Source organism: Kineosporia sp. A_224, from assembly GCF_002198655.1.
Taxonomy (GTDB): domain Bacteria; phylum Actinomycetota; class Actinomycetes; order Actinomycetales; family Kineosporiaceae; genus R-H-3.
Genome location: NZ_MWLN01000191.1, coordinates 45,725 through 68,550 on the forward strand (window position 1 = coordinate 45,725; position 22,826 = coordinate 68,550).

At 70.1% G+C, this 22,826-nt stretch carries 18 protein-coding genes; 8 read left to right on the forward strand and 10 right to left on the reverse strand.

What is annotated here, in order from left to right; translation table 11 throughout:
- The first annotated feature begins 34 nt into the window (after positions 1-34).
- The gene (locus tag EDJALFJO_RS20530) at positions 35-1,000 is read left to right on the forward strand and encodes an acetylxylan esterase (protein WP_088288175.1); all 966 of its coding nucleotides are present in this window, start codon (positions 35-37) and stop codon (positions 998-1,000) included.
- Positions 997-2,730, forward strand: coding sequence for an IlvD/Edd family dehydratase (locus EDJALFJO_RS20535; RefSeq protein ID WP_088288176.1), 1,734 nt, complete (start codon positions 997-999; stop codon positions 2,728-2,730). Before EDJALFJO_RS20530 ends, EDJALFJO_RS20535 begins: the two co-directional genes overlap by 4 nt.
- A gap of 30 nt (positions 2,731-2,760) precedes the next feature.
- Here the strand turns inward: EDJALFJO_RS20535 and EDJALFJO_RS20540 are convergent, their stop codons facing one another.
- The 7 genes from EDJALFJO_RS20540 to EDJALFJO_RS20570 all read right to left on the reverse strand — a co-directional run bounded on the left by EDJALFJO_RS20540 (position 2,761) and on the right by EDJALFJO_RS20570 (position 10,095).
- Complete coding sequence (locus EDJALFJO_RS20540) at positions 2,761-4,467, reverse strand: NAD(P)/FAD-dependent oxidoreductase (protein ID WP_088288177.1); 1,707 nt, start codon at positions 4,465-4,467, stop codon at positions 2,761-2,763.
- A gap of 10 nt (positions 4,468-4,477) precedes the next feature.
- Positions 4,478-5,245 carry an SDR family NAD(P)-dependent oxidoreductase gene (locus EDJALFJO_RS20545; RefSeq protein WP_088288178.1) on the reverse strand — a complete coding sequence of 256 codons (768 nt, stop codon included), beginning with the start codon at positions 5,243-5,245 and terminating at the stop codon, positions 4,478-4,480.
- 47 nt (positions 5,246-5,292) lie between these two features.
- The gene (locus tag EDJALFJO_RS20550) at positions 5,293-6,027 is read right to left on the reverse strand and encodes an SDR family NAD(P)-dependent oxidoreductase (protein WP_088288179.1); all 735 of its coding nucleotides are present in this window, start codon (positions 6,025-6,027) and stop codon (positions 5,293-5,295) included.
- A gap of 70 nt (positions 6,028-6,097) precedes the next feature.
- A complete protein-coding gene (locus EDJALFJO_RS20555; RefSeq protein WP_088288180.1) occupies positions 6,098-6,958 on the reverse strand; it encodes an ABC transporter permease in 861 nt (286 codons plus the stop codon).
- Complete coding sequence (locus tag EDJALFJO_RS20560; protein WP_143448683.1) at positions 6,951-7,853, reverse strand: ABC transporter permease; 903 nt, start codon at positions 7,851-7,853, stop codon at positions 6,951-6,953. The genes EDJALFJO_RS20555 and EDJALFJO_RS20560 overlap by 8 nt, the downstream gene beginning before the upstream one ends.
- Positions 7,846-8,922 carry an ABC transporter ATP-binding protein gene (locus tag EDJALFJO_RS36130; protein WP_088288182.1) on the reverse strand — a complete coding sequence of 359 codons (1,077 nt, stop codon included), beginning with the start codon at positions 8,920-8,922 and terminating at the stop codon, positions 7,846-7,848. The genes EDJALFJO_RS20560 and EDJALFJO_RS36130 overlap by 8 nt, the downstream gene beginning before the upstream one ends.
- A complete protein-coding gene (locus EDJALFJO_RS20570; RefSeq protein WP_088288183.1) occupies positions 8,923-10,095 on the reverse strand; it encodes a PotD/PotF family extracellular solute-binding protein in 1,173 nt (390 codons plus the stop codon).
- Between the two features lie 258 nt (positions 10,096-10,353).
- Here EDJALFJO_RS20570 and EDJALFJO_RS20575 point away from each other — a divergent pair, with 258 nt between their 5' ends.
- The 6 genes from EDJALFJO_RS20575 (at position 10,354) to EDJALFJO_RS20595 (ending at position 20,333) form a co-directional block, all read left to right on the forward strand.
- Complete coding sequence (locus tag EDJALFJO_RS20575; protein ID WP_198950494.1) at positions 10,354-11,628, forward strand: aspartate aminotransferase family protein; 1,275 nt, start codon at positions 10,354-10,356, stop codon at positions 11,626-11,628.
- Entirely contained in the window at positions 11,625-12,686 is a 1,062-nt protein-coding gene (locus tag EDJALFJO_RS20580) for an aldose epimerase family protein (protein WP_088288184.1), read from the forward strand. The genes EDJALFJO_RS20575 and EDJALFJO_RS20580 overlap by 4 nt, the downstream gene beginning before the upstream one ends.
- 54 nt (positions 12,687-12,740) lie before the next feature.
- The gene (locus tag EDJALFJO_RS34485; RefSeq protein ID WP_158220505.1) at positions 12,741-14,795 is read left to right on the forward strand and encodes a CehA/McbA family metallohydrolase; all 2,055 of its coding nucleotides are present in this window, start codon (positions 12,741-12,743) and stop codon (positions 14,793-14,795) included.
- A 32-nt stretch (positions 14,796-14,827) separates the two neighbouring features.
- Positions 14,828-16,942, forward strand: a complete 2,115-nt coding sequence (locus EDJALFJO_RS20585) for a hypothetical protein (RefSeq protein ID WP_158220506.1) — start codon at positions 14,828-14,830, stop codon at positions 16,940-16,942.
- 283 nt (positions 16,943-17,225) lie between these two features.
- Positions 17,226-18,503, forward strand: coding sequence for an amidohydrolase family protein (locus EDJALFJO_RS20590; RefSeq protein WP_088288186.1), 1,278 nt, complete (start codon positions 17,226-17,228; stop codon positions 18,501-18,503).
- Between the two features lie 651 nt (positions 18,504-19,154).
- Positions 19,155-20,333 carry a phytanoyl-CoA dioxygenase family protein gene (locus EDJALFJO_RS20595; RefSeq protein WP_088288187.1) on the forward strand — a complete coding sequence of 393 codons (1,179 nt, stop codon included), beginning with the start codon at positions 19,155-19,157 and terminating at the stop codon, positions 20,331-20,333.
- Between the two features lie 16 nt (positions 20,334-20,349).
- Here EDJALFJO_RS20595 and EDJALFJO_RS20600 read toward each other — a convergent pair whose 3' ends face one another.
- The 3 genes from EDJALFJO_RS20600 to EDJALFJO_RS20610 are packed head-to-tail and all read right to left on the reverse strand — an operon-like array spanning position 20,350 to position 22,788.
- The gene (locus EDJALFJO_RS20600) at positions 20,350-20,664 is read right to left on the reverse strand and encodes a MocE family 2Fe-2S type ferredoxin (RefSeq protein ID WP_088288188.1); all 315 of its coding nucleotides are present in this window, start codon (positions 20,662-20,664) and stop codon (positions 20,350-20,352) included.
- A 16-nt stretch (positions 20,665-20,680) separates the two neighbouring features.
- Complete coding sequence (locus EDJALFJO_RS20605; protein ID WP_088288189.1) at positions 20,681-21,769, reverse strand: fatty acid desaturase; 1,089 nt, start codon at positions 21,767-21,769, stop codon at positions 20,681-20,683.
- Between the two features lie 5 nt (positions 21,770-21,774).
- Positions 21,775-22,788: a Gfo/Idh/MocA family protein gene (locus EDJALFJO_RS20610; RefSeq protein WP_088288190.1), complete on the reverse strand. Its 1,014-nt coding sequence runs from the start codon at positions 22,786-22,788 to the stop codon at positions 21,775-21,777.
- Between the last annotated feature and the right edge of the window lie 38 nt (positions 22,789-22,826).

Here is a 22,826-nt window from a genome sequence, read left to right on the forward strand (position 1 = left end):
CACAATCGATCGCGACCCACCCTGAGGAGACTCCATGCCCTGGACCGACCTACCGCTCGACGAGCTGCGTGAGTTCCGCAGCGCCGTGGCCCCTGCGGCCGACGTCCAGGAGTTCTGGGCGGATCGTCTGGCCACCGCCAGGGCGGCCGCGACGCCGGTGACATCGGCTCCCGTCGACTCGCCGCTCACCAGGATCTCGGTCCAGGACCTCGAGTTCAGCGGAGCCGAGGGCCATCGGATCAAGGCGTGGCTGCTGACCCCCGTGGGCGTCGAGGCACCGTTGCCTTGCCTGGTCCAGTACATCGGGTACGGCGGAGGCCGAAGCCTCGCCCACGAGTGGACGCTCTGGCCATCGGCCGGGTGGGCGACGCTGGTCATGGACACACGCGGGCAGGGATGGGCCGACACCCCGGACCCCGGATATGCCGCGAACCCGCAGACCTCGGGCTTCGTGACGCGCGGCATCCTCGACCCGTCCACGCAGTACTACGCGCGCGTATTCGTCGACGCGGCGCGCGCCGTCGACGTCGCCCGCGAGCTGCCCGGCATCGACGCCGCGCGCGTCGCAGTCGGCGGCGGGAGCCAGGGCGGGGCCATCACGATCGGGGCGTCGGCGCTGGTGCCGGACGTGCTCGGCTCGCTCGTGGGCGTGCCGTTCTGGTGCGACGTCGAACGCGCCTCGACCCTCGTTGCGGGCGACCCGTACAACGAGCTGGCGTTCTACCTCAAGGCTCGGCCTTACGACCTCGACGCGGTCCGTCGGACGCTGTCGTACGTCGACGGCGTCGTCCTCGCCGGTCTGGCGACCAGCCCTGCGCTGTTCGAGATCGGCCTGATGGACGACATCTGCCCACCGTCCACCTGCTACGCGGCGTACAACGCGTGGGCGGGGCCGAAGGAGGTGCGCGAGTACCACTGGAGCGGCCACGAGGGCGGCGACTCCCACCACACTCTGGTGGCGCTGCGGTGGCTCGACGAGCTGGCCGGGCGCGCGGGATGACGCAGCAGACGTCCGCGGACGGTCTGCGCTCCGCCCAGTGGTACGGCGGCGACGACCGCAACGCCTACATCCATCGTGCCTGGATGCGACGCGGGCTCCCGGACGACGCCTTCGAGGACCGCCCGCACATCGCCATCGCGAACACCGCGTCTGATCTCACACCGTGCAACCGTCACCTGTCCGACGTCGCAGCCTCGGTCCGCGACGGCATCCTCGAGGCAGGCGGGATCCCCCTCGAGCTGCCCGTGGTCTCGCTCGGCGAGACGCAGGTCAGGCCGACCGCGATGCTGTGGCGGAACATGGCTGCGATGGCGACCGAGGAGCTCCTGCGCGCCAACCCGATCGACGGAGTCGTGCTGCTCGGCGGGTGCGACAAGACGATCCCCTCGCTGCTCATGGCAGCCGGGTCGGTCGACCTGCCGGCCGCGGTCGTACCGGGCGGGCCGATGATCACAGGGTCGTTCCGTGGCGACGACATCGGTTGCGGCACGGACGTCTGGCGGCTGTCGGAAGAGGTGCGTGCCGGGACGATGAGCGCCGCGGAGTTCCGGTCGTCCGAGTCGTCGATGATCCGCAGCCGCGGCCACTGCAACACCATGGGCACGGCGTCGACGATGGGTCTTCTCGCCGAGGCGCTCGGCATGACGATCCCCGGCGTCGCCGGCACTCCGGCGCCGGACTCGAGGCTGCTCGTCGCCGCCAACGCCACGGGGCGCCTGTCGGTCGAGCTGGTGAAGCGCCGTCGCACACCGAGCCAGGTACTCACCCGTGCGTCGTTCCACAACGCGATCGTCACGCTGGCCGCGATCGGCGGCTCCTCGAACGCCGTGGTGCACCTGCTCGCCATCGCCGGTCGTCTCGGTGTGCCGCTGACGCTCGACGATCTCGACCGGATCGGTCGTGGCGTCCCGTGCCTGGTCGACCTGCAGCCGGCTGGGCGCTTCCTCATGGACGACCTCCACCGCGCGGGCGGCCTGCTCGCCGTGCTCCGCGAGGTCCGCGACCTGCTCGACCCCACGGCGATGTGCATCGACGGCCGTCCGCTCGTGGAACACCTCGACGACGCCCGCGTGTGGGACGCAGATGTGATCCGCAGCTGCGGCGAACCCGTGCTCGCCGATGCCGGCCTCGCGGTGCTGCGCGGAAACCTCGCCCCGGACGGCGCGATCATCAAGCCCGCCGCGGCCTCCCCGCACCTGCTCCAGCACCGCGGGCGGGCGCTGGTGTTCGACTCCGTCGAGGACTTCCACACACGCATCGACGACCCGGACCTGGACGTGGACGCGGACACGGTGCTGGTGCTGCGCGGATGCGGGCCGCGCGGCTACCCCGGGATGCCCGAGGTGGCCAACATGCCCCTGCCGGCCAAGCTGCTCGAGCAGGGGGTCCGCGACATGGTGCGGGTCTGCGACGGCCGGATGAGCGGCACGGCGTACGGGACGGTCGTGCTCCACGTCGCTCCGGAGGCAGCGGCGGGCGGGCCGCTCGCCCGCATCCGCACCGGCGACGTCGTGGTGCTCGACGTGGCGCGACGCCGCATCGACATCGAGCTCGGCGACGACGAGCTGGCCGCGCGGGAGCCGTCGGCGGAGGCGCTCGCGGCGTACGCACGACCCCTGCGCGGGTGGGAGAAGCTCTACGTCGACCACGTGCTGCAGGCCGACACCGGTGCCGACCTCGACTTCCTCCTCGGGTCCAGCGGGTCGGTCGTGAGCCGCGAGTCGCACTGAGGGTCGCCGATCGCCGGCGCGATGGTCGCGTCAGCGCTTGGAGAACCTGTCGGCCGCCTTGCCGATGCCGGGCTGCTTGGCGAGCGTGAGGCCCACCTTGCGGACCGCGGGCCTCGACATGAGGCGTTGCAGGAGCGGCGCACGACCGACGGCGCGGCCGCTCGGCTCACGCGACGGCGACCACCCTCCCGCCGCCTCATCGCGCAGCAGGGCGTGGGCCGCGTTGTGACCTGGCGCGCCGATCACGCCACCACCCGGGTGCGTTCCTGCGCCGCAGAGGTAGAGGCCGGCGACGGGAGTGCGGTAGGACCCCCAGCCCGGCACCGGTCGCGCGTCGAACATCTGCCCGAGCGTCATCGCCCCGTGGAAGATGTTGCCCTGCGGCAGTCCGTACTCGCGGTCGAGGTCGAGCGGCGTGATGGTGTGGGTGCCGATGACGCGGTCCTTGATGCCGGGCGAGTAGGTCTCCAGGACGTCGAGCACCCGCGCCGTGAACCGGCCCTTCTCGGTGTCCCATGTGCCCTCGGCGAGCTCGAACGGGAGCTGCTGGATCCCGGTGCTGAGCACATGCTTGCCCGGCGGGGCCATCGTGTCGTCGTGCACGGACTGGATGATGAACTCGATCGGGAAGTCGTCGGGGATCCGGCCGTACCGCTGCGCGTCCGACACACGCTCGAAGGCCTCCACCTCCGCGCCGAGGATCGTGAGCCCGCGGTGCTGCGGGCCCTCGCCCGGCGGAAGACCGACGAAGTCGGGGAGCGCGTCGAGCGCGAGGAGCACCCGAGCCATCGAGCCGCGCGCGTCGAAACGCTCGGCCCCCACCCGGTACTCGTCGGGCAGGTCCGCGCCGTCCACCATCCCCAGCAGCGTGCGCTGCGGATCGGCGTTGGACAGCACGAACGGTGCCGTGAACTCGCGGCCGTCGGCGAGGACGAGACCGGCGACCGCGCCCTTGGTGGTGGTGATCCTCTGCACCGCGGCGTCGGTGAGCACCTCGACACCACGGGCCCGCCCCCGGGTGGCCAGCGACTCGGCGATGGAGCCCATACCGCCGCGGGGGAAGGCGAACTGGCCCATGTGACCGTCGTACTCGCCGATCGCATGGTGGCCGTAGACGTAGGCCCAGCCCGGGGTTCGCGGACCGCCCCAGACGCTCACCATCGCGGTGAACATGAGCAGTCCCTTGACGATGTCGCTCTCGAAGTAGCGGTCGACGAGGTCGAGTCCGCTGTAGGTGAAGAACTCGGTGAACAGGTCCTGCTCACCAGAGTCGATGAAGGTCGCGACGACCTCGTCGAGCGACGGCGGCTCGTCGACCAGCAGCCACTGGTTGAAGATCTGCGCGAAGCGCTCGAGACGCAGTCCGAAAGCAGTGAGTCGATCGGCCTCTCCGGGGGCCACGCGATCCATCTCCCGGAGGGTGCGACCGAGCTCGTTGAACAGGAACAGGTGCCGACCATCCCGGAGCACGTTCGACGCGCCCACGTCGGTCTGGTAGAGACGAAGGCCCGAGCGATGCAGCTCGAGATCCTTGAGGATCTTGCGGTGCAGCAGGCCCGAGACGTACGAGCAGGACGACGCACGGAACCCGGGCAGGAACTCCTCGGTCACCGTTGCGCCGCCTATGCGGCTGCGCCGCTCGACGACGAGAACCTTCTTCCCGGCGTCAGCCAGGTAGTTGGCTGCGATCAGGCCGTTGTGCCCCGACCCGATGACGATCGCGTCGTACTGGCTCATGCGTCAGCCCTCAGTAGCACTTCGAGAGAAGACCGCCGTCGACCACCATGTAGGAGGCGTTGACGTAGGACGACTCGTCCGAGACGAGGAACAGGATCATCTGCGCGACCTCGCGCGGGTGGCCGATCTTCTTCGCCGGGTACGCCGCACCCATGTCAATCTTGGCCTGCTCGGGGTCACCGGTGGCCTCCCAGTACTTGATGATCATCGGCGTCTCCATGTCGCCGGGGCAGACGCAGTTCACGCGGATCCCGTCGAGCGCGTACGCCGCACCTGCGGCACGGGTGAGCCCGAGGACGCCGTGCTTGGTAGCGGTGTATGCGGGAAGGAACGGGTCACCGACCAGGGACAGCGCCGACGCCGTGTTCACGATCGAGCCGCCGCCCGTCTCACGCATCGCGATGACGCCGTGCTTCAGGCCCCAGAAGACGCCCTTGAGGTTGACGTCGTTGATGCGGTCCCAGCCCTCGTTCGTCGTCTCGTGCAGAGGCACCTCGAGCTGGGTGCCGGCGTTGTTGTGCATGAAGTTGAAGCCACCCCAGCGCTCCCGCACCTCGGCGATGGCGTCGATGATGTCCTGCTCCACGGTCACGTCGACCTTGCGGAACACGGCGTCCCCACCTGCATCGCGGATCTCCGCGGCGGCACGCTCGCCACCCTCGACGTCGACGTCCACCAAGAGCACGTGCGCCCCCTCCGCCGCGAGCAGCTTCGCCGTCTCGTAGCCGAGGCCCGAGGACGCTCCGGTGACGAGGCCCATCTTTCCCTGAACGCGCATGACTAAGTCCTTCTCTCGTCTCGATCGTGGTTGGCGGTACGGGTGCGTCAGATGGCCGTGGTGCCGCCGTCGATGGACCAGGCGGCGCCGGTCGCGAACGTGCTGCCTGCCATGTACACGACGGCGTCGGCGATCTCCTCCGGGCTCGCCCACCGCTTCAGCGGAACGCGGTCGACCGCCAGCACGCGGATCGCCTCGGGGTCCGGGAACCACTGGATCTCCGCCTCCATCATCGGCGTGTCCACGGGACCGGGGCAGATGGCGTTCACCCGGATGTTCCGTTCGGCCAGCTCGGCCGACATCGCCCTGGTGAGCCCGATGAGGCCGGCCTTGGAGGCGCAGTAGTCCACGTAGAGGCCCATGCCCATGAAGGACAGCTCGGAGCCGATGTTGACGATCGAGCTGCCGGCCTTCAGCCGCCGGGCGCTCTCACGGCTCACGTAGAACGGGCCCGACAGGTTGACACTGATGGTCCGGCCCCATTTCTCGTCGCTCATCTCCAGGAGGTGCGAGGGACCGTCAACACCCGCCGCGTTCACGACCAGGTCGACGTCGCCGAGAAGGTCGAAGCACCTCTCGATCGATGCTGATACCTGCGCCGGGTCCGAGACGTCGGTCGGCACGGCGAACGCACGCTCCCCCAGCTCACCCGCGATGTCCTCGAGGAGCCCTGCGCGCGTAGCGAGCAGGGCGACGGTCCCGCCGTCCGCGTGGATGCGTCGCGCCGTCGCGAGCCCGATGCCGGACGACGCTCCCGTGACGATGGCCTTGTACGCGGTCATGACGCTCCTTCGGTGGTGGAGCCGACTCGGTCGTCGGCTGTCCTAGGGATCCGTTCAGGCAGAGGGGTTCTCATGCACCACCCCCGTCGGGGCGGTCGTAGTTGTCGGGCTCGATGTCACGTGTGATGACTCGCGTCGCGACGACGATCAGGACCATCGACACGAGCCCGATGATCGTGACCACGGCATTGATCTCGGGTGTGAAGCCGAACCGTGTCTGGCTCCAGATGAAGATCGGGAGGGTCTGCTGGGCCCCGACGAGGAAGAACGTCACGATGACCTCGTCGAAGCTCAACGTGAAGGTGAGCAGGGCCGCGGCGAGGATCGCCGTGCGCACCTGCGGCAGGACAACGAGAATTCGTGTCCGCCACGGACCCGCGCCGAGATCCATCGCCGCCTGCGCCTGCGACGGGTCGAGACGCTGCAGCCGGCTCAGGACCAGGAGGGTGACCACCGGAACGTCGAAGACCAGGTGGCCGAGGACGACGGTGGCATAGCCGGGCGTCAGCCCCAACGAGCGGAAGGTGATGGCGAGGCTGAGACCGAGCACCATCCCCGGAACCACCACCGGGACCACCATCAGGCCCCGCGCCGCGCGTGCCACCCGGCCGGTCCGCTCGTGCAGGGCGAACGCGAACCACGTGCCGAGCAGGGATGCGATCGCCACAGCGGCAATCGCGACGGTGAAGCTGAACACGAGCGCCGAGATCAGGAGCCGGTCCTTCGGGATCGCCTCGAACCAGCGCGTCGTGAATCCTGCCCACGGGAGCGCCTGAATGGTGGAGTCGTTGAACGCGAAGACGGTGATCGCGACCAGTGGCGCGTAGAGGAACAGGTATACGGCGCCGAAGCCTGCCCAGGATGCGCCTCGCCCGAGGATCGCGGCAGGTGAGCGACGGTGGACCGGCCTCACGACCGAGGTCTCACTCAAGGTGGCCCTCCGTCCGGGTGAGCCTCGCGACGGCCAGGAGCAGGGCGCCGACCACGACCATCAGCACGACGGACAGCGCTGCACCCAAGGGCCAGTTGTTGGCGATGCCGAACTGGGACACGACGAGCGAGCCGTACATGGTCCCCCGCAGCCCACCGACCAGTGACGGCGTCAGGTAGTCACCGACGGCGATGAGCAGCGCGAGCGAGAAGCCGATAGCCGCGCTCTGCCGTGACAGCGGCCAGATCACGTGGCGTACCACTCGGAACGGCGACGCGCCGGAGTCCTCGGCGGCCTCGAGGAGCGACGGGGGGATGCGCTCCAATGCCGTGTACGAGGTGACGAAGACGAACGGGATCGACACGTAGGTCAGTGTGATGAGGACCGCGAAGCGCGAGTAGAGGAGGAACGACAACGGCTCGTCGGTCAGTCCCACCGCCGCGAGGGTCGAGTTGATGACACCGCTGTCGCCCAGGATGATCTTCCAGGCGTAGACGCGCACGAGGTAGCTGATCCAGAGCGGCACGACCATCAGCAGCACGGCCAGCGTGCGGTGACGCCCGAGGTTGCGCAGGGCGAACAGCGCCGCAGGATAGGCGATCACCGTGGCGAGGGCGGCCGCAGCGACCGCGGTCACGAGCGTGCGACCGAGCAGGAGCGGCGTGACATCCGACGTGACGACCGAGACGTAGTTGTCGAGTGTCAGCTGGGTCGTGGCCCTGCCCGACCGGTTGGTGAGAACGCTGTAGAACAGTAGGAGCATGTTCGGTGCGACGACCAGGACGGCCACCCAGGCGAGGACTGCCACGAAAGACACCGACGGCCGGCGCTGGGCATGGTGCCGACCCACTGCAGGAGGCTGGTCCGCCTCGACGCGCACGTCGACGTCAGTCACGCAGGATCACCGCTCCGGTCGGGTGGATCGCGAACTCGACCGAGTCACCGCGCTGGACCCGGAGCCCACGCTGACCGCCGGTCCGGGCGACCAGCACCGTCGCGCCCGTCCGGCCGATGATCTCGACGGCGTCGCCGAGGAAGACGACCTCGTCGACGGTCACCGGGAAGCCTCCCGATGCTCCGCCTTCCGTCAGCGCGACCGACTCGTACCGCACCGACAGCAGCGCCTGGCCGGCCGGCGTGCCGGCGGGGAGCATCACGGTGATGCCGTCACCGCAGTGCGCCAACGACGAGTCGCCCAGGGCCTCCACTGCGCACGGGAGGAGGTTGGACCGGCCGATGAACGAGGCGACGAAGCGCGTGGACGGGCGGTGGTAGATCTCGGCCGGCGACCCGAGCTGCTCGACCCTGCCCTTGTTCATCACCGCAATGCGGTCGGACATCGACAGGGCCTCGCCCTGATCGTGGGTGACGTACACGAAGGAGATGCCCACCTCGCGCTGGAGCCGCTTCAGCACGAGCTGCATCTGCTGACGCAAGCGGAGGTCGAGAGCACCAAGAGGCTCGTCCAGCAGCAGGACACGGGGCCGGCCCACGAGAGCGCGTGCGAGGGCGACCCGCTGCCGCTGCCCACCCGAGAGCTGGTGAGGGAGGCGTCCGCCGTACTCCGCCATCTCGACGGACTCCAGGGCCTCGGTCGACCTCGCCCCTGCCTCGCGGCTCGGGACGCCCTTCATCCGCATCGGGAACTCGACATTGCGCTGGATGGTCATGTGGGGGAAGAGCGCGTAGTTCTGGAACACCGTGTTGACGTCCCGGTGATATGGCGGGAGCCCGCTCACGTCCAGGCCGTCGAGGAGGACGCGGCCCTGGGTCGGCTCCTCGAATCCGGCGATCATCCGGAGGGTGGAGGTCTTGCCGGAGCCGCTCGGGCCCAGCAGCGAGAAGAACTCGCCCTCGCGGATGTCGAGCGACACCCGGTCGACGGCCTTCGTATCCGTTCCCGGGTAGCCCTTCGTGACGTCGTCCAGGGAGACGACGGCCGCGCGCTGCTGAGTTGCCGACACCTACAGGCCCGCCTTGAACTCGTTCCAGAGGGCCAGACGGTCGTCGAGACGGTTCGGCGGGACCATCGGGCGCATCTTCGCCCAGAAGGTGCTGCCCGTCTGGTTCTTCACCTCGGTCGCAGCGAGCTTGTCGGCCGCCACGATCGCCTTGGCGTCGTCGTAGCTGATGATGCCCGCGTTGCCAGACGCCTCGATGAAACGACCCTGCCAGGCCTTGTCCATCGTCGCGTTGACGTAGTCGTAGACCTCCTTGCGGTTCCCGCCCTGCAGCAGCAGCGAGTTGTCGATCCAGAACGGCGTGCCCTCGTCCGGGTAGCCGTAGGCGAAGTTCTTCCCCTGGGTGGTCAGGTCGTTGACCACCGACACGTTCTGGCAGTAGCCGATCACGCAGTCGCCCGCACCGTAGAGGTTGACGGCGTCGTTGAAGCCGGTGGTCAGCGTCTTCAGCTGCGGCCGGAGGTCGGACAGCGCCTTCTTCACGGTGTCGAAGTCCTGGTCGTTCATGTTGTACGGGTCCTTGACGCCCCAGGCGAAACCGATCATCGGCATCCCGATGTACGAGTCGTCCGGCAGCGTGACCTTTCCTCGGAAGGTCCGGTCCCACAGCACGCGCCAGCTCGTCGGTGCCTTCGTGACCACGTCCGCGTTCCACATCAGGGGCTCGGTGCCCCAGTTGTACGGTAGGCCCCAGAGCTTGCCGTCGATCGTCAGGCCCGGCTCCCACGGAAGCCCCGGCGAGATGTTGGCAACGTTGGCGACCTGCGATCGGTCGAACGGGACGAGAAGGCCGGCTTCGATGTACCGCGGGATCGAACCGAGGTCGAACTGCACCAGATCGAGCCCGTTCCCTGCGGTCCTGGCCTTGGCGAACATCTCGTCGACGGAGCCGGCTGTCGTCACGACGACCTCGACACCCGACTTCGCCTTGTACTCGTCGAGCCACTCGGGTTGCGTGTAGCCCTCGAAGGTCAGGACCCTGACGGTTCCCGTGTCGGCCTCGAGGGCCGCGGTGCCGCCGGCGCTCGCCGGGGCGCTCGTCCCGCCGTCACCGGAGGAGAGCCCGCACGCCGACAGGGCAGCCGCGCCGCTCACCAGCGCGGCACCACGCAGGAAGCTGCGGCGGTCGAGCGCTGCGGACGTCGATGTCGAGTAGCCGATGGACCCAGTTCGCATGCTCAGCCTCTCGCTCGGCCTGACGACTTGGCCGTCGTCGGCGATCCCTGCGATGCCGGCTCGCGATACGCGCCGGACCCGGATGCCGGGACTGTCGCAGTGACGCCTTGACTCGTTCAAGACTTTGAGCTGGAACGGTTCTCACGACTTGGTTGACCGTCAACCAAGTCGCGTCCGTGCATCCGGAGCCATCGCGTTGACCGCCTTCGACGCGGGCTCCTACGGTGCTCGAACGTTGAAGTGAGAGAGGTGACCGTGGTGGCAGGATCCGTCCAGGCGTCGATGGCCGAACGTATGGCCCGGGTCGTCCCCGGTGGTGTGAACTCCAACGTGCGCCTCGAGGTCGCGGACCGCTTCGTCGCCCGCGGGCTCGGGGCACGCATCTGGGACGTCGACGGCAACGACTACGTCGACTACGTGTTGGGGCAGGGCCCTGCCTTCCTGGGCCACGCGCACCCGCGGATCCTGGCGCGCGTCCAGGCCGAGATCGCGCACGGCATGACGTTCGGCGCGCAGAGCGAGGTCGAGCTCCTTGCCGCCGAGGCACTGATCGACGCGCTCGGTTGGGCCGAGATGGTGCGTATCGGCATGACCTCCACCGAGACGGTGCAGGCGGCCTTCCGCCTGGCCCGCACCCGCACCGGGCGGCCGCTGTTCCTGCGCTTCCGCGGGCAGTACCACGGCTGGCTCGACAACGTCCTGATCAGCCCGGCGGAGCCGACCCCTGCCCCTGCGAGCAGAGGCCAGCTCCCGGAGGCTCTCGACCAGAGCATCACCATCGAGTGGAACGATGTCGCCTCGCTCCGCGGCACGCTCGACCGGCACGGCGACCGCATCGCCGCCGTCATCACCGAGCCGATGATGCTCAACGCCGGTGCGATCCTGCCCGAGGCCGGATTCCTCGAGACGATCCGCGCCGAGTGCTCGGCCCGAGGGATCCTCCTGATCCTGGACGAGACGATCACCGGCTTCCGGCTGGGCCCGCGAGGGGCGGTCGGCAGGTTCGGTGTCGTCCCCGATCTCGCGATCTACGGCAAGGCGGTCGCGGGCGGCTTCCCTGCCAGCGTCCTCGCGGGCAGCGCCGAGCTCATGTCCGAGTTCGCCTCCGGCACGAACCACTCCGGCACGTTCAACGCCAACGTCCTCGCGTGCGCCGCCATCGTGGCGGCGATGGAGGTCATGGCCGACGGCGAGGTCCACGCGACCGTCGAGGCGACCGGCTCGGACCTCATGGACCAGATCCGGTCGCTGCTGTCCGAACGGGATCTGCCCGTCCAGGTGCGCGGCCTTCCCGCTGCCTTCCACCTGTCGTACGACGACGACCTGCCGGTGCGGAACTACGCCGACCTGCTGCGCGGCGACGCGGCACGATACGGCCGTCTCGTACACGCTGCTCGCGACCACGGCCTGTGGCTCACGGGGCGTGGCATCTGGTACGTCTCGGCTGCCCACGACCGCACGACCACCGCGGACACCCTCGAACGCCTCGCCCGTGCGATCGCCGTCGCGGAGACTGGAGCCGTCCGCGCATGATCACCACCGAGCCGTTCGGGCACGTCCACGGACAACCCGCGCGGGCGTTCGGCATCAGCGACGGTGGGTCGGTGAGCCTCCGGCTCACCGACTACGGCGCTCGCCTGACCGAGCTCCACGTACCGGGCAGCGACGGGACGACGGCCGACGTCGTGCTCGGCTTCGACGACGCCCAGTCCTACGTCGAGTCACCTGCATACTTCGGCGCGACGGTCGGACGGTTCGGCAACCGGATCACCCGAGGCCGCTTCACCCTGCTCGGCAGCGATCATCAGGTCGACGTGAACGAGAAGAACAACCATCTCCACGGTGGCAGGCACGGCTGGGACAGCCGGATCTGGGACGTCGACACCGTCGACCCGGCGAGCAGTTCGATCACGTTCCGCACCAGCAGCGCGGACGGCGAGATGGGGTTCCCCGGCTCGTGCACGGTCAGGAGCACCTACAGCCTCTCGGGGGAGCGGCTGCGCATCACCATGGAGGCGGTGCCCGATGCGACCACCGTCATCAACATGGTGCACCACTCGTACTTCAACCTCGCCGGGCACGGCATGGGCGACGTGCTCGCCCAGCGGATGCGCCTCGCCGGCGACTTCTACATCCCGGTCGACAGCGAGCTGATGCCGACCGGTGAGGTGCTCGCCGTCGCAGGGACGCCGTACGACTTCCGCGATGCCCACCCGATCGGCCAGTACCTGCACGACCTCCCGGCCGTCGGCGCGGACGTCTTCGAGGGCGGTGGGGGCTGGGACCACAACTGGTGCCTGGGGATCCCCGACTCGCGGGGACTGATCGAGGCGGCGGATATCGTCGACCCGGGGTCGGGCCGACGGATCCGGCTCTGGTCGACGGAGCCCGGTCTGCAGATGTACACCGGCGGCTACCTCGACGAGAGCATCATCGGCAAGGGTGGGGTCCCATACTGCCAGTACGCCGGATTCACCCTGGAGACGCAGAAGTTCCCCGACTCGCCGAACTTCGGGCACTTCCCGAGTACAACGGTGGGAGCGGGCGACACCTACCGGCAGGTGATGGAGTTCGACTTCACGCCGGTCTGATCGCACGGCGCACGCCCTGGCGCATCCGACGACCGGTGCAACGAAGGAGCCCCGATGTGCTGCGAGGACGAGGTCGCCGACTTCCCGGCGGTGGTCGCGCAGATGGTGGCGAGCGCGCGACAGCGGTTGCGATCGCCGCAGTCGTGGGGCGCCGACGTGTGGAACAGCGCAATCGTCGCGCGGCCGCTGCACCACGCAGGTGACGCGGCTCTGGAGACGCTGTGGTCGGGCTTCGCGGACGACCGCGTGCTCACCACGCAGGACGTCGCTGCCGCGCTGGTCGGTGCGAGCGACCTCGACGCCATTCCTGGTCTCGTGCGCCTGAGTCTGTCCGACGCAGGGGTCACCTGGAACAGCCACGCTCGTGCGGTCGCCGCCGTGGGCGTCGTCGTGGACGTCCCGGTCCTGGTGTCCTGCGTCTCCACCGTCCCCGTTCGCGTGAGCATCGGTGACGAGTCGCTCGTGCTCTCGGCGGGCGAGCACGCGCTGCTCGAGGATCACCTCCATGACGACGCGAGGGTGGTGGTCGTCGAGGTCGACGGTGCACCCCACGCCTCCCCCGACGCCGTCGAGCGCGTCGCGGGCGCGGTGCTGCGCCTCACCGCCGAGGCGACCTGTCGGTGGTCGGTGACCGACGACGACGGCGCCGCGCACTTCCCGCACGGCGCACTGCGCAAGTGGGACGTCCACGGCCGCGGCTACGCGCACGGCGACGACCTCCAGGTGGTCGTGCCTCCGGGTGAGTACCGAGTGCGCGCCGTCCGGGGGGCGGAGTACGTGCCCCACGAGTCGGTCCTCCGCGTCAAGGCTGGAGGCACGGCCGACGTCGTCGCGGACCTCGTGCGCCGGTTCGACCCGCACGCCGAGGGCTGGTGGTCGGCCGACCTGCACGTGCATGCCAACTACGGCGGAGAGCACGCCGTCGGCGCCGACCACGCGATGGCGATGCAGCGCGGCGAGGGCCTGGACCTCATGAACCTCGTGGCCGCCAACCAGCTGACGGCGCACGTGCACGACGTCGGCCTGTTCCGTGCGGCGCTGGACCACCAGCTGCCCGGCTCGAACGAGATGCCGGCGCACGCGGGCCTGGAGTACCGCAACGATCTGTACGGTCACGTCCACGTGACCGGCGCTCGTCGTGACGTCGGTCGCTACCAGACCGGGCACGCGCAGGGCGCCGTGTCTGTCGACGTGCCGTTCAACCACGAGGCTGCCGCCGACTTCCGCTCCGTCGGAGCGGTGGTCGGCTACTGCCACCCCGTGTTCCCCGTCTGGGGCGAGGCGCCGCAGGACGTCCTCGAGCGAGTGATGGGCCGCACCGATCCGAGGAACAGCGAGGCCCGCTGCTCGGTGCTCGACGCCACGCTCGGCGTCGTCGACTCCGTCGACGTACTGTCCAACGCCGACGACCTCGCATCCGCCGAGCTCTACCGGCGGATGGTCGGCGCAGGCCTGCGCGTGGCAGCCACCGCAGGAAGCGACGCGATGCTGTCCCTGCGCCACATGGGCGTGCACTCCAACCCACCCGGCTGGGTGCGCATGTACGCGAGGACCGGCGACTCGGTCTCGCTGGGCTCGCTGCAGGCGGCGATCCGGGCAGGCCGCACGGTCGCCACCAACGGGCCGTGGCTCATGCTCGACGTCGACGGGCACGGGCCGGGTGACGACCTCGACGTCGTCGCGCCGACGACCGTGCTCGCCACCGTCCGGGCCACCACCGAGGGGCCGTTCACCGTGCGCCTGCACCGAGGGTCTGACCTCGCCCACGAGTGGCACGTCGCCGAGGGCGAGGCGACGCACGGATGGTCGGCCGACGTGCGGCTGCCCGTCACGTCGCCCGACGCCGTCACCGCGGAGCTGGTCGGTGGCGCCGACCCACTGGTCCTCGACGACTTCGCCTACGCCCACAGCAGTCCGGTGCACCTCGTCGTGGCAGGGCAGCGCGTGCGACGGGCCGACGACGTCGACTGGTGCCTGCTCTGGCTCGAACGGCTTCGCGTCTTCGTGGCCCAGCACGGCCGCGGTGTGCACGAGCACCTGGCGCGGTTCGACGCCGAGATCGACGCTGCCCGCAGCTGGTTGCGGCGGCCGCCGAACTCGCTAGAGTAAACATCATACTTTTCACCGAGATCGGAGCCCGCATGAAGGCCGTCCTCGTCCCGCACAGCCACTGGGACAGGGAGTGGTACGAGCCGTTCGCGGTCTTCAAGCTCAGGCTGCGCGACACGCTCGACTCGGTCCTCGACCTGCTCGGGAGCGAGACCGGGTTCACGCACTTCCACCTCGACGGCCAGAGCGTGATGCTCGAGGACTACCTCGGCATGCGGCCCGAGCGTGCCGAGGAGGTCGCCGGCCACGTTCGCGCGGGGAGGCTGAGCATCGGCCCCTTCTACACGCTGTCCGACGAGTTCCTGGTGTCCGGCGAGGGCATCATCCGCAACCTGGAGAAGGGGCTCGAGCAGGCCGCCGCCTATGGCATCGACACCCCCGTCGACGGACCGTGGGCGGGCTACATGCCCGACCAGTTCGGGCACATCGGGCAGTTCCCGCAGATCCTGCGGATGTTCGGCATCGAGCGGGCGGTGATCCTGCGCGGCGCACCCGCCTCGCTCCACCGCTCCGAGTTCGTGTGGCGCTCGCCGAACGGCAGCGAGGTGCTCACCGACTACCTGATCAACGGCTACTACGTGGGGGCCGACGTCGGCCACCCGAAGGCCGGTATCGACCCCGACTACCTCTCCCTCGACCAGGCGATGGAGCGCGTCGCGTCGGTCAGCGATCGCGACGTGTTGCTGCTGCCGGTCGGGGCCGACCACTCCACGCCCGTGCCGGGCAGCTTCGACCGCGTCCTGGAGCTCGCTCAGCACGCGCCGTACGACGTCGAGGTGGGATCGCTGGCGCGCTTCCTGGAGCTCGCCGGCCGACCCTCTGAAGCGCAGGTGTGGACCGGTGAGCTCCGGGCCGCGTCGACGTGGGTCCTGTTGCCGAACACAGTCGCCAGCCGCGCCTACCAGAAGCGGCGGCGCGGCCTGCTCGAGTCGCGCCTCGAGCGGTACGCCGAACCGCTCTCGGCGCTCGTGCCCGGCGTCCCCTGGCCCGCGGAGCGGTTGGCAGTGGCCTGGCGCGACATGATGCTCAACGCCGGCCACGACTGCGCGTACGGCGCCGCGGCCGACGCCGTCGCGCACGACGTGGACGCCCGCTTCGACGCCGTTGAGGGCATCACCGAGGGCCTGATCTTCGAGGCTGCGACTGCACTCGCCGCCGACGCGGCGCCCGGTGTGCTGCGCTGGAACCCCTCCCCCTTCGAACGCGAGGGCGTGCCCGGGCTCGGGTGGGGGGTCGTGGCCCGCGACGAGATCCCCCTGGCCGAGCCGGTGGTTCTCACGGTCGTCGACGGGCACGTCGTCCTCGACGACGGCACCGCGCTATTCGTCACGGACGAGGACGACGACGGCGACCTGTTCACCTTCTGCGCACCGGAAGGCGGGACTCCGAGACAGCCGACGGGCGTGACGTCGACAGCGACGGGTGCGCGCTTCCAGTTTGACGGGGTCGCACTGGAGCTCGACGCGGCACGTAGGGAGGGCGAGCGCTTCATCCGGCTCTCGGTCCGCGTCGACAACCGGCGCGACGACCACCGTCTGCGGCTCTGGGTCGGTCTGGGCGAGACGGCGACCGGGTCCGTCGCCCTTTCGCCGTACGAGATCGTCGAGCGTCCGTTGGTCGGCGAGGGTTTCGCGAGCGAGATCGGCTCCCCCACCTGGCCCGCGCGAGGTGCGGTGCTGGCCGGCGGGACCGCACTGCTCACCGAGGGGGTGGTGGAGTACGAGGTCGACGGCGACCGGCTCGGTGTCACGCTGCTGCGCTCGGTCGGTGTCATCGCGAAGCCGATGCTCGCCACGCGACCGATCTGGGCCGGGCCCTCCGTGCCTGCACCGGAGGGCCAGTGCCGCGGTGAGTCGAGGTACGAGCTCGCGGTACTGCCGGAGGCGGTGCCCGGCGAGCTCGTGGAGCAGTGGGAGCGATTCGCGCTCCCGTTACTCGAGACGACTTCACGCGGCGGCGGCGTCGCACGGTCCGGACAGCTGCTGCGCGTCGACGGCGCGCATCTGTCGTCGGTTCGCCGCGTCGACGGCGAGCTCGAGGTGCGCCTCTGGAACCAGAGTCCCGATGAGCTCCACGTCACGGTTGGCGGATCGTCAACAACCCTGGCACCGTTCGGAATCGAAACTGTCCTACCGCCGACCGCCTGAGGCGACCGCACACCAGTTCAAAACGCCCAAGCGACTCCTACCCGTGACTTCCAAGCGCCAGACCTCGCCGGCAAGACGCACGGCCGTGACCAGCGACGGTGGCCATCTGTCGCGTCGGATTCCGACTTGGCTCCAGACAAACAGGGGCGGTTCGCCTTGACGTGACGCACTATTCGCCTGGACGTGACGCACTACACGGACGACCGACAGCACCTGTCCCAGTCGACCAAGCGAGTCGCCGTCGAGCACACGTGCCGTCGAAGACACGGGCTAGAGTCCGCGCATGGCGCTCAGGCTGCCCGCGATCCTCGCCGACCACCGCCCGGCGTCCGGGATGGCCGCTCTCGTCGGGGCGCGCCTGTTCGACGGCACCGGTAGCGGTGTCGGCGGCCCCGTCACCGTCGTCCTGCGTGACGGGCGCATCGAGCGTGTGCAGGACGTCGCCGAGCCCGTGCCCGCCGACGTGCCCGGGCTCGACCTCGCCGGGCGGTACCTGATGCCGGGGCTGGTCGACGTCCACACCCACCTGTCGATCCTCGAGCACGTCGACAGCTTCCCCAGGCCGGAGCACGGTGCAGAACCGCTGCTGCCAAACCTCACCGGGCACATCGTGGCGCAGACCCTACGCCGCAGCCTTCGGATGGGAGTGACCACCGTCCGGGACGTCGGGGCGTACGGCGACACCGTCCTGGAGGCCCGGCAGGCGATGCGCTACGAGGTGTTCGCCGGCCCGCGGCTGTACGCCTGCGGCCGGATCGTCTCCGCAACCGCGCCCGGCGGCCGCTTCTTCGACGGCATGTACCGCGAGGCCGACGGACCGGACGACCTGCGCCGGGCCGTCCGGGAGCAGTTCCGCCGCGGCGCCGACTTCATCAAGCTCATGACCACCGGCGCCCGGTCCGTCGAGATCGAGGACCCGGACCCGGCGCAGCTGACCCCGCCGGAGGTCGCCGCCGTCGTCGACGAGGCGCACCGCCTCGGCTACCGGGTCGCCGCGCACTGCGAGGGCCTGGCCGGTTCCGAGCTGGCGATCCTCGCCGGCGCCGACAGCATCGAGCACGGGATGTACCTCCACCGCCGCCCGGACCTGCTCGACGCGATGGCCCGGCAAGGGCAGGTCCTCGTGCCCACGCTGACGTTCCTGCACGCGGTGGCCGAGAACGGCACCTGGACCCCCGAGCTCGTCGAGCAGGGCAAGTTCAACGTCGAGGAGGCCCACGAGACCCTCCAAGCAGCCCACCGGGCCGGCGTCACCATAGCCCTCGGCCAGGACGGACCCGCACCCGAACGCGCCGCCGACGAGCTGGTCCGTCTCATCGAGCACGGTCTGCCCAGCACGGACGCCCTGCGCGCCGCCACCCTCGGCGGCGCCGTCGCCCTCGGCGCCGAGGACCTGCTCGGCACCGTCCGCCCCGGCCGCTGGGCTGACCTCGTCGTCCTCGACGCCGACCCCGTCCAGCAGCCGCACGCCCTCCAGGACCCCGACCGGATCCGCCTCGTACTCCGCAACGGCGTCCCGGTCGCCGGAGCCGACCTCGACCCACCACACCTCGGCATCTGAGACCAGAACCATCGAGGACCCGAAGCACCTCCGACGCCGACTTCTGGACTTGACCGTCCCTGTCAGGGGCGTCCCGTTGAGAGCGCGGCTGACAGCAACGAGGCTGCATTCGCGGCGCACCACGCGGGACGACGCGAGCGAAATCACCCTAGTCAGAAGCTCGGCCCACACCGCGACGGACGATCCTGAAGCGGGTGAAAATCGGAAGGTCGGCGGTTCGACCCCGCCCCTGGCCACCGAAAGGCCTCTGAACTGGGGAAACGCAACCTATTCCCCCAGTTCAAAGGCCCTTCGTCGTCTTGCGGTGTCCGCGCCGCCCGATGACAGCCGTGGCCAGCCGGACACCCGAGAGCCTCCGAACGCCCAAGACTTGCCCATTGTCTGCCCAAGTGCCAGGTCGCCGCGCCCAGACGTGAGAGAACGACAGGCCCCTGATCAGCAGCGATGCACCTGATCGTTCGGACCCGCCCGAAAGTGATGGTCCGACGATCGATCGGAAGGTCGAAGGTTGACCCCGCTGCTGACATCGCCACGACCAACGTTGAGGCGTTGGTGAGGCGTCTGCGGCCTCCCGGCCCTGCGACACCGACCTAGCGTGTGAGTCGGCGCTCCCTTCCGGGACGGCCGCCGGCTCGAAGAGGAGTGCGCGCCATGACGACGCCCACCGCGCAGCAGCGGACACCCGGCTGGTTCTCCCCGGCGGACTGCAGCCTCGACGACTTCCGGGCCCTGGTCGAGACCCCCACCGACCTGGCCGCGTACCCGTTCGCCGACGACGTCCGCGAGAACATCCTGGTGTACGGCCCGCGCGCCTACGAGGCCGCGCGGACGACGGACGGCCGGCGGGCGGTCCAGGCCGAGCTCGGCCGGGCGCTGCTCGAGGGACCCGGCGTCGTCGTTCTGGCCGGCGCCTTCGACCGTGCGGTCGTGGACCGGGTCTCGGTGGTCTTCGAGGCGATGGTCGCCGAGCAGCGCGCGGCCGGTGCCCGGGACGGCGACTTCTTCGCACCTACCGGTGAGAACGACCGGGTCTGGCGTGCCCTCGACAAGCTCGCCCTCCGCGACCCGGAGGCGTTCGCGGCCTACTACGCCACGGACGCCGTCGCGATCGTCGCGCAGGCCTGGCTCGGCCGCGGCTACCAGATCACGAGCCAGGTCAACGTCGTCAACCCCGGCGGCAAGGCCCAGGAGCCGCACCGGGACTACCACCTGGGCTTCATGTCGGACCGGCAGTGCGAGGAGTTCCCCGCCCACGTCCACGGGGTCTCGCCGCTGCTCACTCTCCAGGGCGCCGTCGCGCACTGCGACATGCCCGTCGAGACCGGCCCGACGATGCTGCTGCCGAACTCGCAGAAGTACCCGGCGGGCTACGTCGCCTACCAGCAGCCGGAGTTCGCCGCCTACTTCCAGGAACGGCACGTCCAGCTCCCGCTCGCCACCGGCGACGCGGTCTTCTTCAGTCCGGCGCTCTTCCACGGCGCGGGCACGAACCGCTCGGCGACGGTGCGCCGCACCGCCAACCTGCTGCAGATCTCCTCCCCCTTCGGGCGCGCGATGGAGACCGTCGACCGGGACGCCATGTGCCGCGCCCTGTACCCGGCCCTGCTGGCGCACATGGCGTCCGGCTGGTCGGCGCAGGCGGTCGAGAACGTCGTCGCGGCATCGGCCGAGGGGTACGCGTTCCCGACCGACCTCGACCGTGACCCGCCGGTCGGTGGTCTCGCGCCGGCGTCCCAGGCCGACCTCGTGCGGGCCGCGCTCGCCGCGGGCAGCTCCCCGGAGGAGCTGGGCGCTGTCCTCGACGCGCTCGCCCGCCGCCGCGACCTGTGAGCCACGAGCCGGGCCTTCAGTCGAGGTCGATCTCCACGACCCCGTCGACGACGCGGGTCGGGTAGGTCCTCAGGCCCACGAGGACCGGCGCCCCGAGGGCCTTGCCGGTCCGGTAGTCGAAGCGGCCGTTGTGCCGCGGGCACTCGATCTCGTGGCCCATGACGAAGCCGCGGCAGAGCATCTCCGCCTCGTGGGTGCAGAAGCCGTCGCTGGCGAAGTACTCGTCGTCAGGCGAGCGGTAGATCGCGTACTCGGTGCCGCCGTGCGTGAACGGCGCGACGTCCTCGGCCTCGACGTCGTCGGCCTTGACGGTGGGGATCCAGCTGGGCACGAGGGCTCCTCGACGGTCAGAGGGACGGCGGGACGGCGACGGCTGGCTCGTAGTAGGGCGCGGCGCCGGGCGGCAGGTCGCGGCGGACGTAGTAGCTCTGGTCCTTGAGCTGGCGCAGGACCGCCGGGACGAGCTCGCGGTACGCGGCCCAGATCGAGGGGTACATCGGGGCGAGGTCGCCCTTGATCTGCTCGTGGAGCTCGGGCAGCCGGTGGTAGGGCACCATCGGGAACATGTGGTGCTCGACGTGGAAGTTCATGTTCCAGTAGAGGAACCGGTTGACGACGTTCATCCGGACCGAGCGGGTGTTGAGCCGGTGGTCGAGGACGTTCTCCCCCAGGCCGGCGTGCTGGGTGAGCCCGTACACGATGTGCATGAACGTCCCGTACATCCGCGGTCCGCCGACGAGCAGCAGCGGCAGCCACGACGACGTCACCACCGCGGTCGCCAGGGTCGCGGCGTAGACGAGCGACCAGAGTCGTGCGGTCCGGTAGGTGCGGAAGCGTTCCTGTTCCGGGATAGTGTCGGCTTCGTCGGTGGTGAGCCGCCCGGCGGCGTGGAGCAGCATCTTCCCCAACGACACCGGGACGTCGTAGAGGCCGAAGAGGTTGGCGAGCATGCGCACGAGCCGGGCCGGTCGCATCGCCTGGATCTCCGGGTCGCGGCCGACGATGAGGGTGTCGGTGTGGTGCCGGGTGTGGCCCCAGCGGTAGGCCGTGGGGTCGCGCATCATCATGAAGCAGGCCAGCTGGTAGACGGCGGTGTCCATCCACCGGGTCCGGAACGCCGTCCCGTGCCCGGCCTCGTGCCAGCGCGAGTCGCCGCCGGAGCCGTAGAGGACGCCGTAGACGAGCAGCAGCGGTACGGCGGCCCATGGGTGCCCGTGCACCCACAGCACGCCCCCGGCAGCGGCGCAGACGACCATGAGCCCGACCCAGATGACGGTGTCTCGGATCGCCGGCCCGTCGCTGCGTGCCATGAGCTCCTTGAGCCGCTTGCGCGGCACCTCGCTGTGGAACCACTGCGCCCCGGAGAGCCCGGAGTCCAGCGCCTGCCGCCCGGCCGGACTGTCGAGGGCGTACTGCGCCAGTCGTTCCCGGCCCACCGGACTCAGTCCTCGCCCGCGTACAGGGCAGGCTTGTCGGCGAGCACGACGTCGACCGGCTCGCCCTTGGCGTACGAGACGACGGCGGCCTCGGCGACGGCGGTCGCGGCGTAGCCGTCCCAGGTGCTCGGGCCGCCGACCCGGCCGACGGCGAGGCCGTCGACCCAGGTCTGCAGCTCGCGGGTGTAGGCCGGCTCGAACCGCTCCTGCCAGTCCGCGGGCACGCCTTCGCTGCGGTGGCCGGCCGTGATGACGACGGTGGTGCGCGGGTTGTCGAGGCTCACGGTGCCGAGCGACCCGACGATCTCGCAGCGGACGTCGTAGCCGTACTGGCAGTTGACGAACGACTCGACGGTGACGACCTCGCCGCCGGCCATCCGCAGGACGGCGATCTGCGGGTCGCGCATCCCGTTCGCGGCGAGCGGACTCGTCTTCACCGGGAGCACGGTGACGCTCGCGATCTCGGCGCCGAACAGCCAGCGGAAGATGTCGAACTCGTGGACGAGGGAGTCGGTGAGCGACATCTCGCCGCGGAAGAAGTCCGGCACGGTGGCGTTCCGGTGGATGGCGTGCGCGAGCAGCGGCTCGCCGATGACCCCGTCCGCCATGGCCTTCTTCACGTCGAGGTAACCGGCGTCGTAGCGGCGCATGAACCCGAGCTGGACGAGCCGGCGACCGGCGGCGGCCTCCGCCTGGAGCACCCGCAGCGCCTCGGCGGACGACGTCGCGAGCGGCTTCTCGCAGAGCACCGGCTTGCCGGCCGCGATGCACGCGATCGCCTGGTCGGGGTGCAGGTGCCCGGGTGAGGCGATGACGACCGCATCCACGTCGTCGGCGGCGACGACCGCCTCCCACGACGTGTGCGCGGTCGCGCCGGCTGTCGCGGCGACCTGATGCGCGCGCTCGGTCGCGACGTCGAACACCGCGGTCACCGTGGCGCCGGCGACGAGGGTCGTCAGGCGGGTGACGTGGTCGGCACCGATCATCCCGGTGCCGATGACGCCGACTCTCAGGGTCATCTGGTCCTGCCTCTCGTGCTGGGGTCGCCGACGGCGCA

Excerpts from the sequence above, each read along its gene's own strand:
- EDJALFJO_RS20610 (WP_088288190.1), bottom strand. The coding sequence starts at position 22,788 with ATGACCCTGAGAGTCGGCGTCATCGGCACCGGGATGATCGGTGCCGAC.
- EDJALFJO_RS20590 (WP_088288186.1), top strand. The coding sequence starts at position 17,226 with ATGGCGCTCAGGCTGCCCGCGATCCTCGCCGACCACCGCCCGGCGTCC.
- EDJALFJO_RS20585 (WP_158220506.1), top strand. The coding sequence starts at position 14,828 with ATGAAGGCCGTCCTCGTCCCGCACAGCCACTGGGACAGGGAGTGGTAC.
- EDJALFJO_RS20535 (WP_088288176.1), top strand. The coding sequence starts at position 997 with ATGACGCAGCAGACGTCCGCGGACGGTCTGCGCTCCGCCCAGTGGTAC.
- EDJALFJO_RS20550 (WP_088288179.1), bottom strand. The coding sequence starts at position 6,027 with ATGACCGCGTACAAGGCCATCGTCACGGGAGCGTCGTCCGGCATCGGG.
- EDJALFJO_RS20580 (WP_088288184.1), top strand. The coding sequence starts at position 11,625 with ATGATCACCACCGAGCCGTTCGGGCACGTCCACGGACAACCCGCGCGG.
- EDJALFJO_RS20570 (WP_088288183.1), bottom strand. The coding sequence starts at position 10,095 with ATGCGAACTGGGTCCATCGGCTACTCGACATCGACGTCCGCAGCGCTC.
- EDJALFJO_RS20540 (WP_088288177.1), bottom strand. The coding sequence starts at position 4,467 with ATGAGCCAGTACGACGCGATCGTCATCGGGTCGGGGCACAACGGCCTG.
- EDJALFJO_RS20545 (WP_088288178.1), bottom strand. The coding sequence starts at position 5,245 with ATGCGCGTTCAGGGAAAGATGGGCCTCGTCACCGGAGCGTCCTCGGGC.
- EDJALFJO_RS20530 (WP_088288175.1), top strand. The coding sequence starts at position 35 with ATGCCCTGGACCGACCTACCGCTCGACGAGCTGCGTGAGTTCCGCAGC.
- EDJALFJO_RS20595 (WP_088288187.1), top strand. The coding sequence starts at position 19,155 with ATGACGACGCCCACCGCGCAGCAGCGGACACCCGGCTGGTTCTCCCCG.
- EDJALFJO_RS34485 (WP_158220505.1), top strand. The coding sequence starts at position 12,741 with ATGTGCTGCGAGGACGAGGTCGCCGACTTCCCGGCGGTGGTCGCGCAG.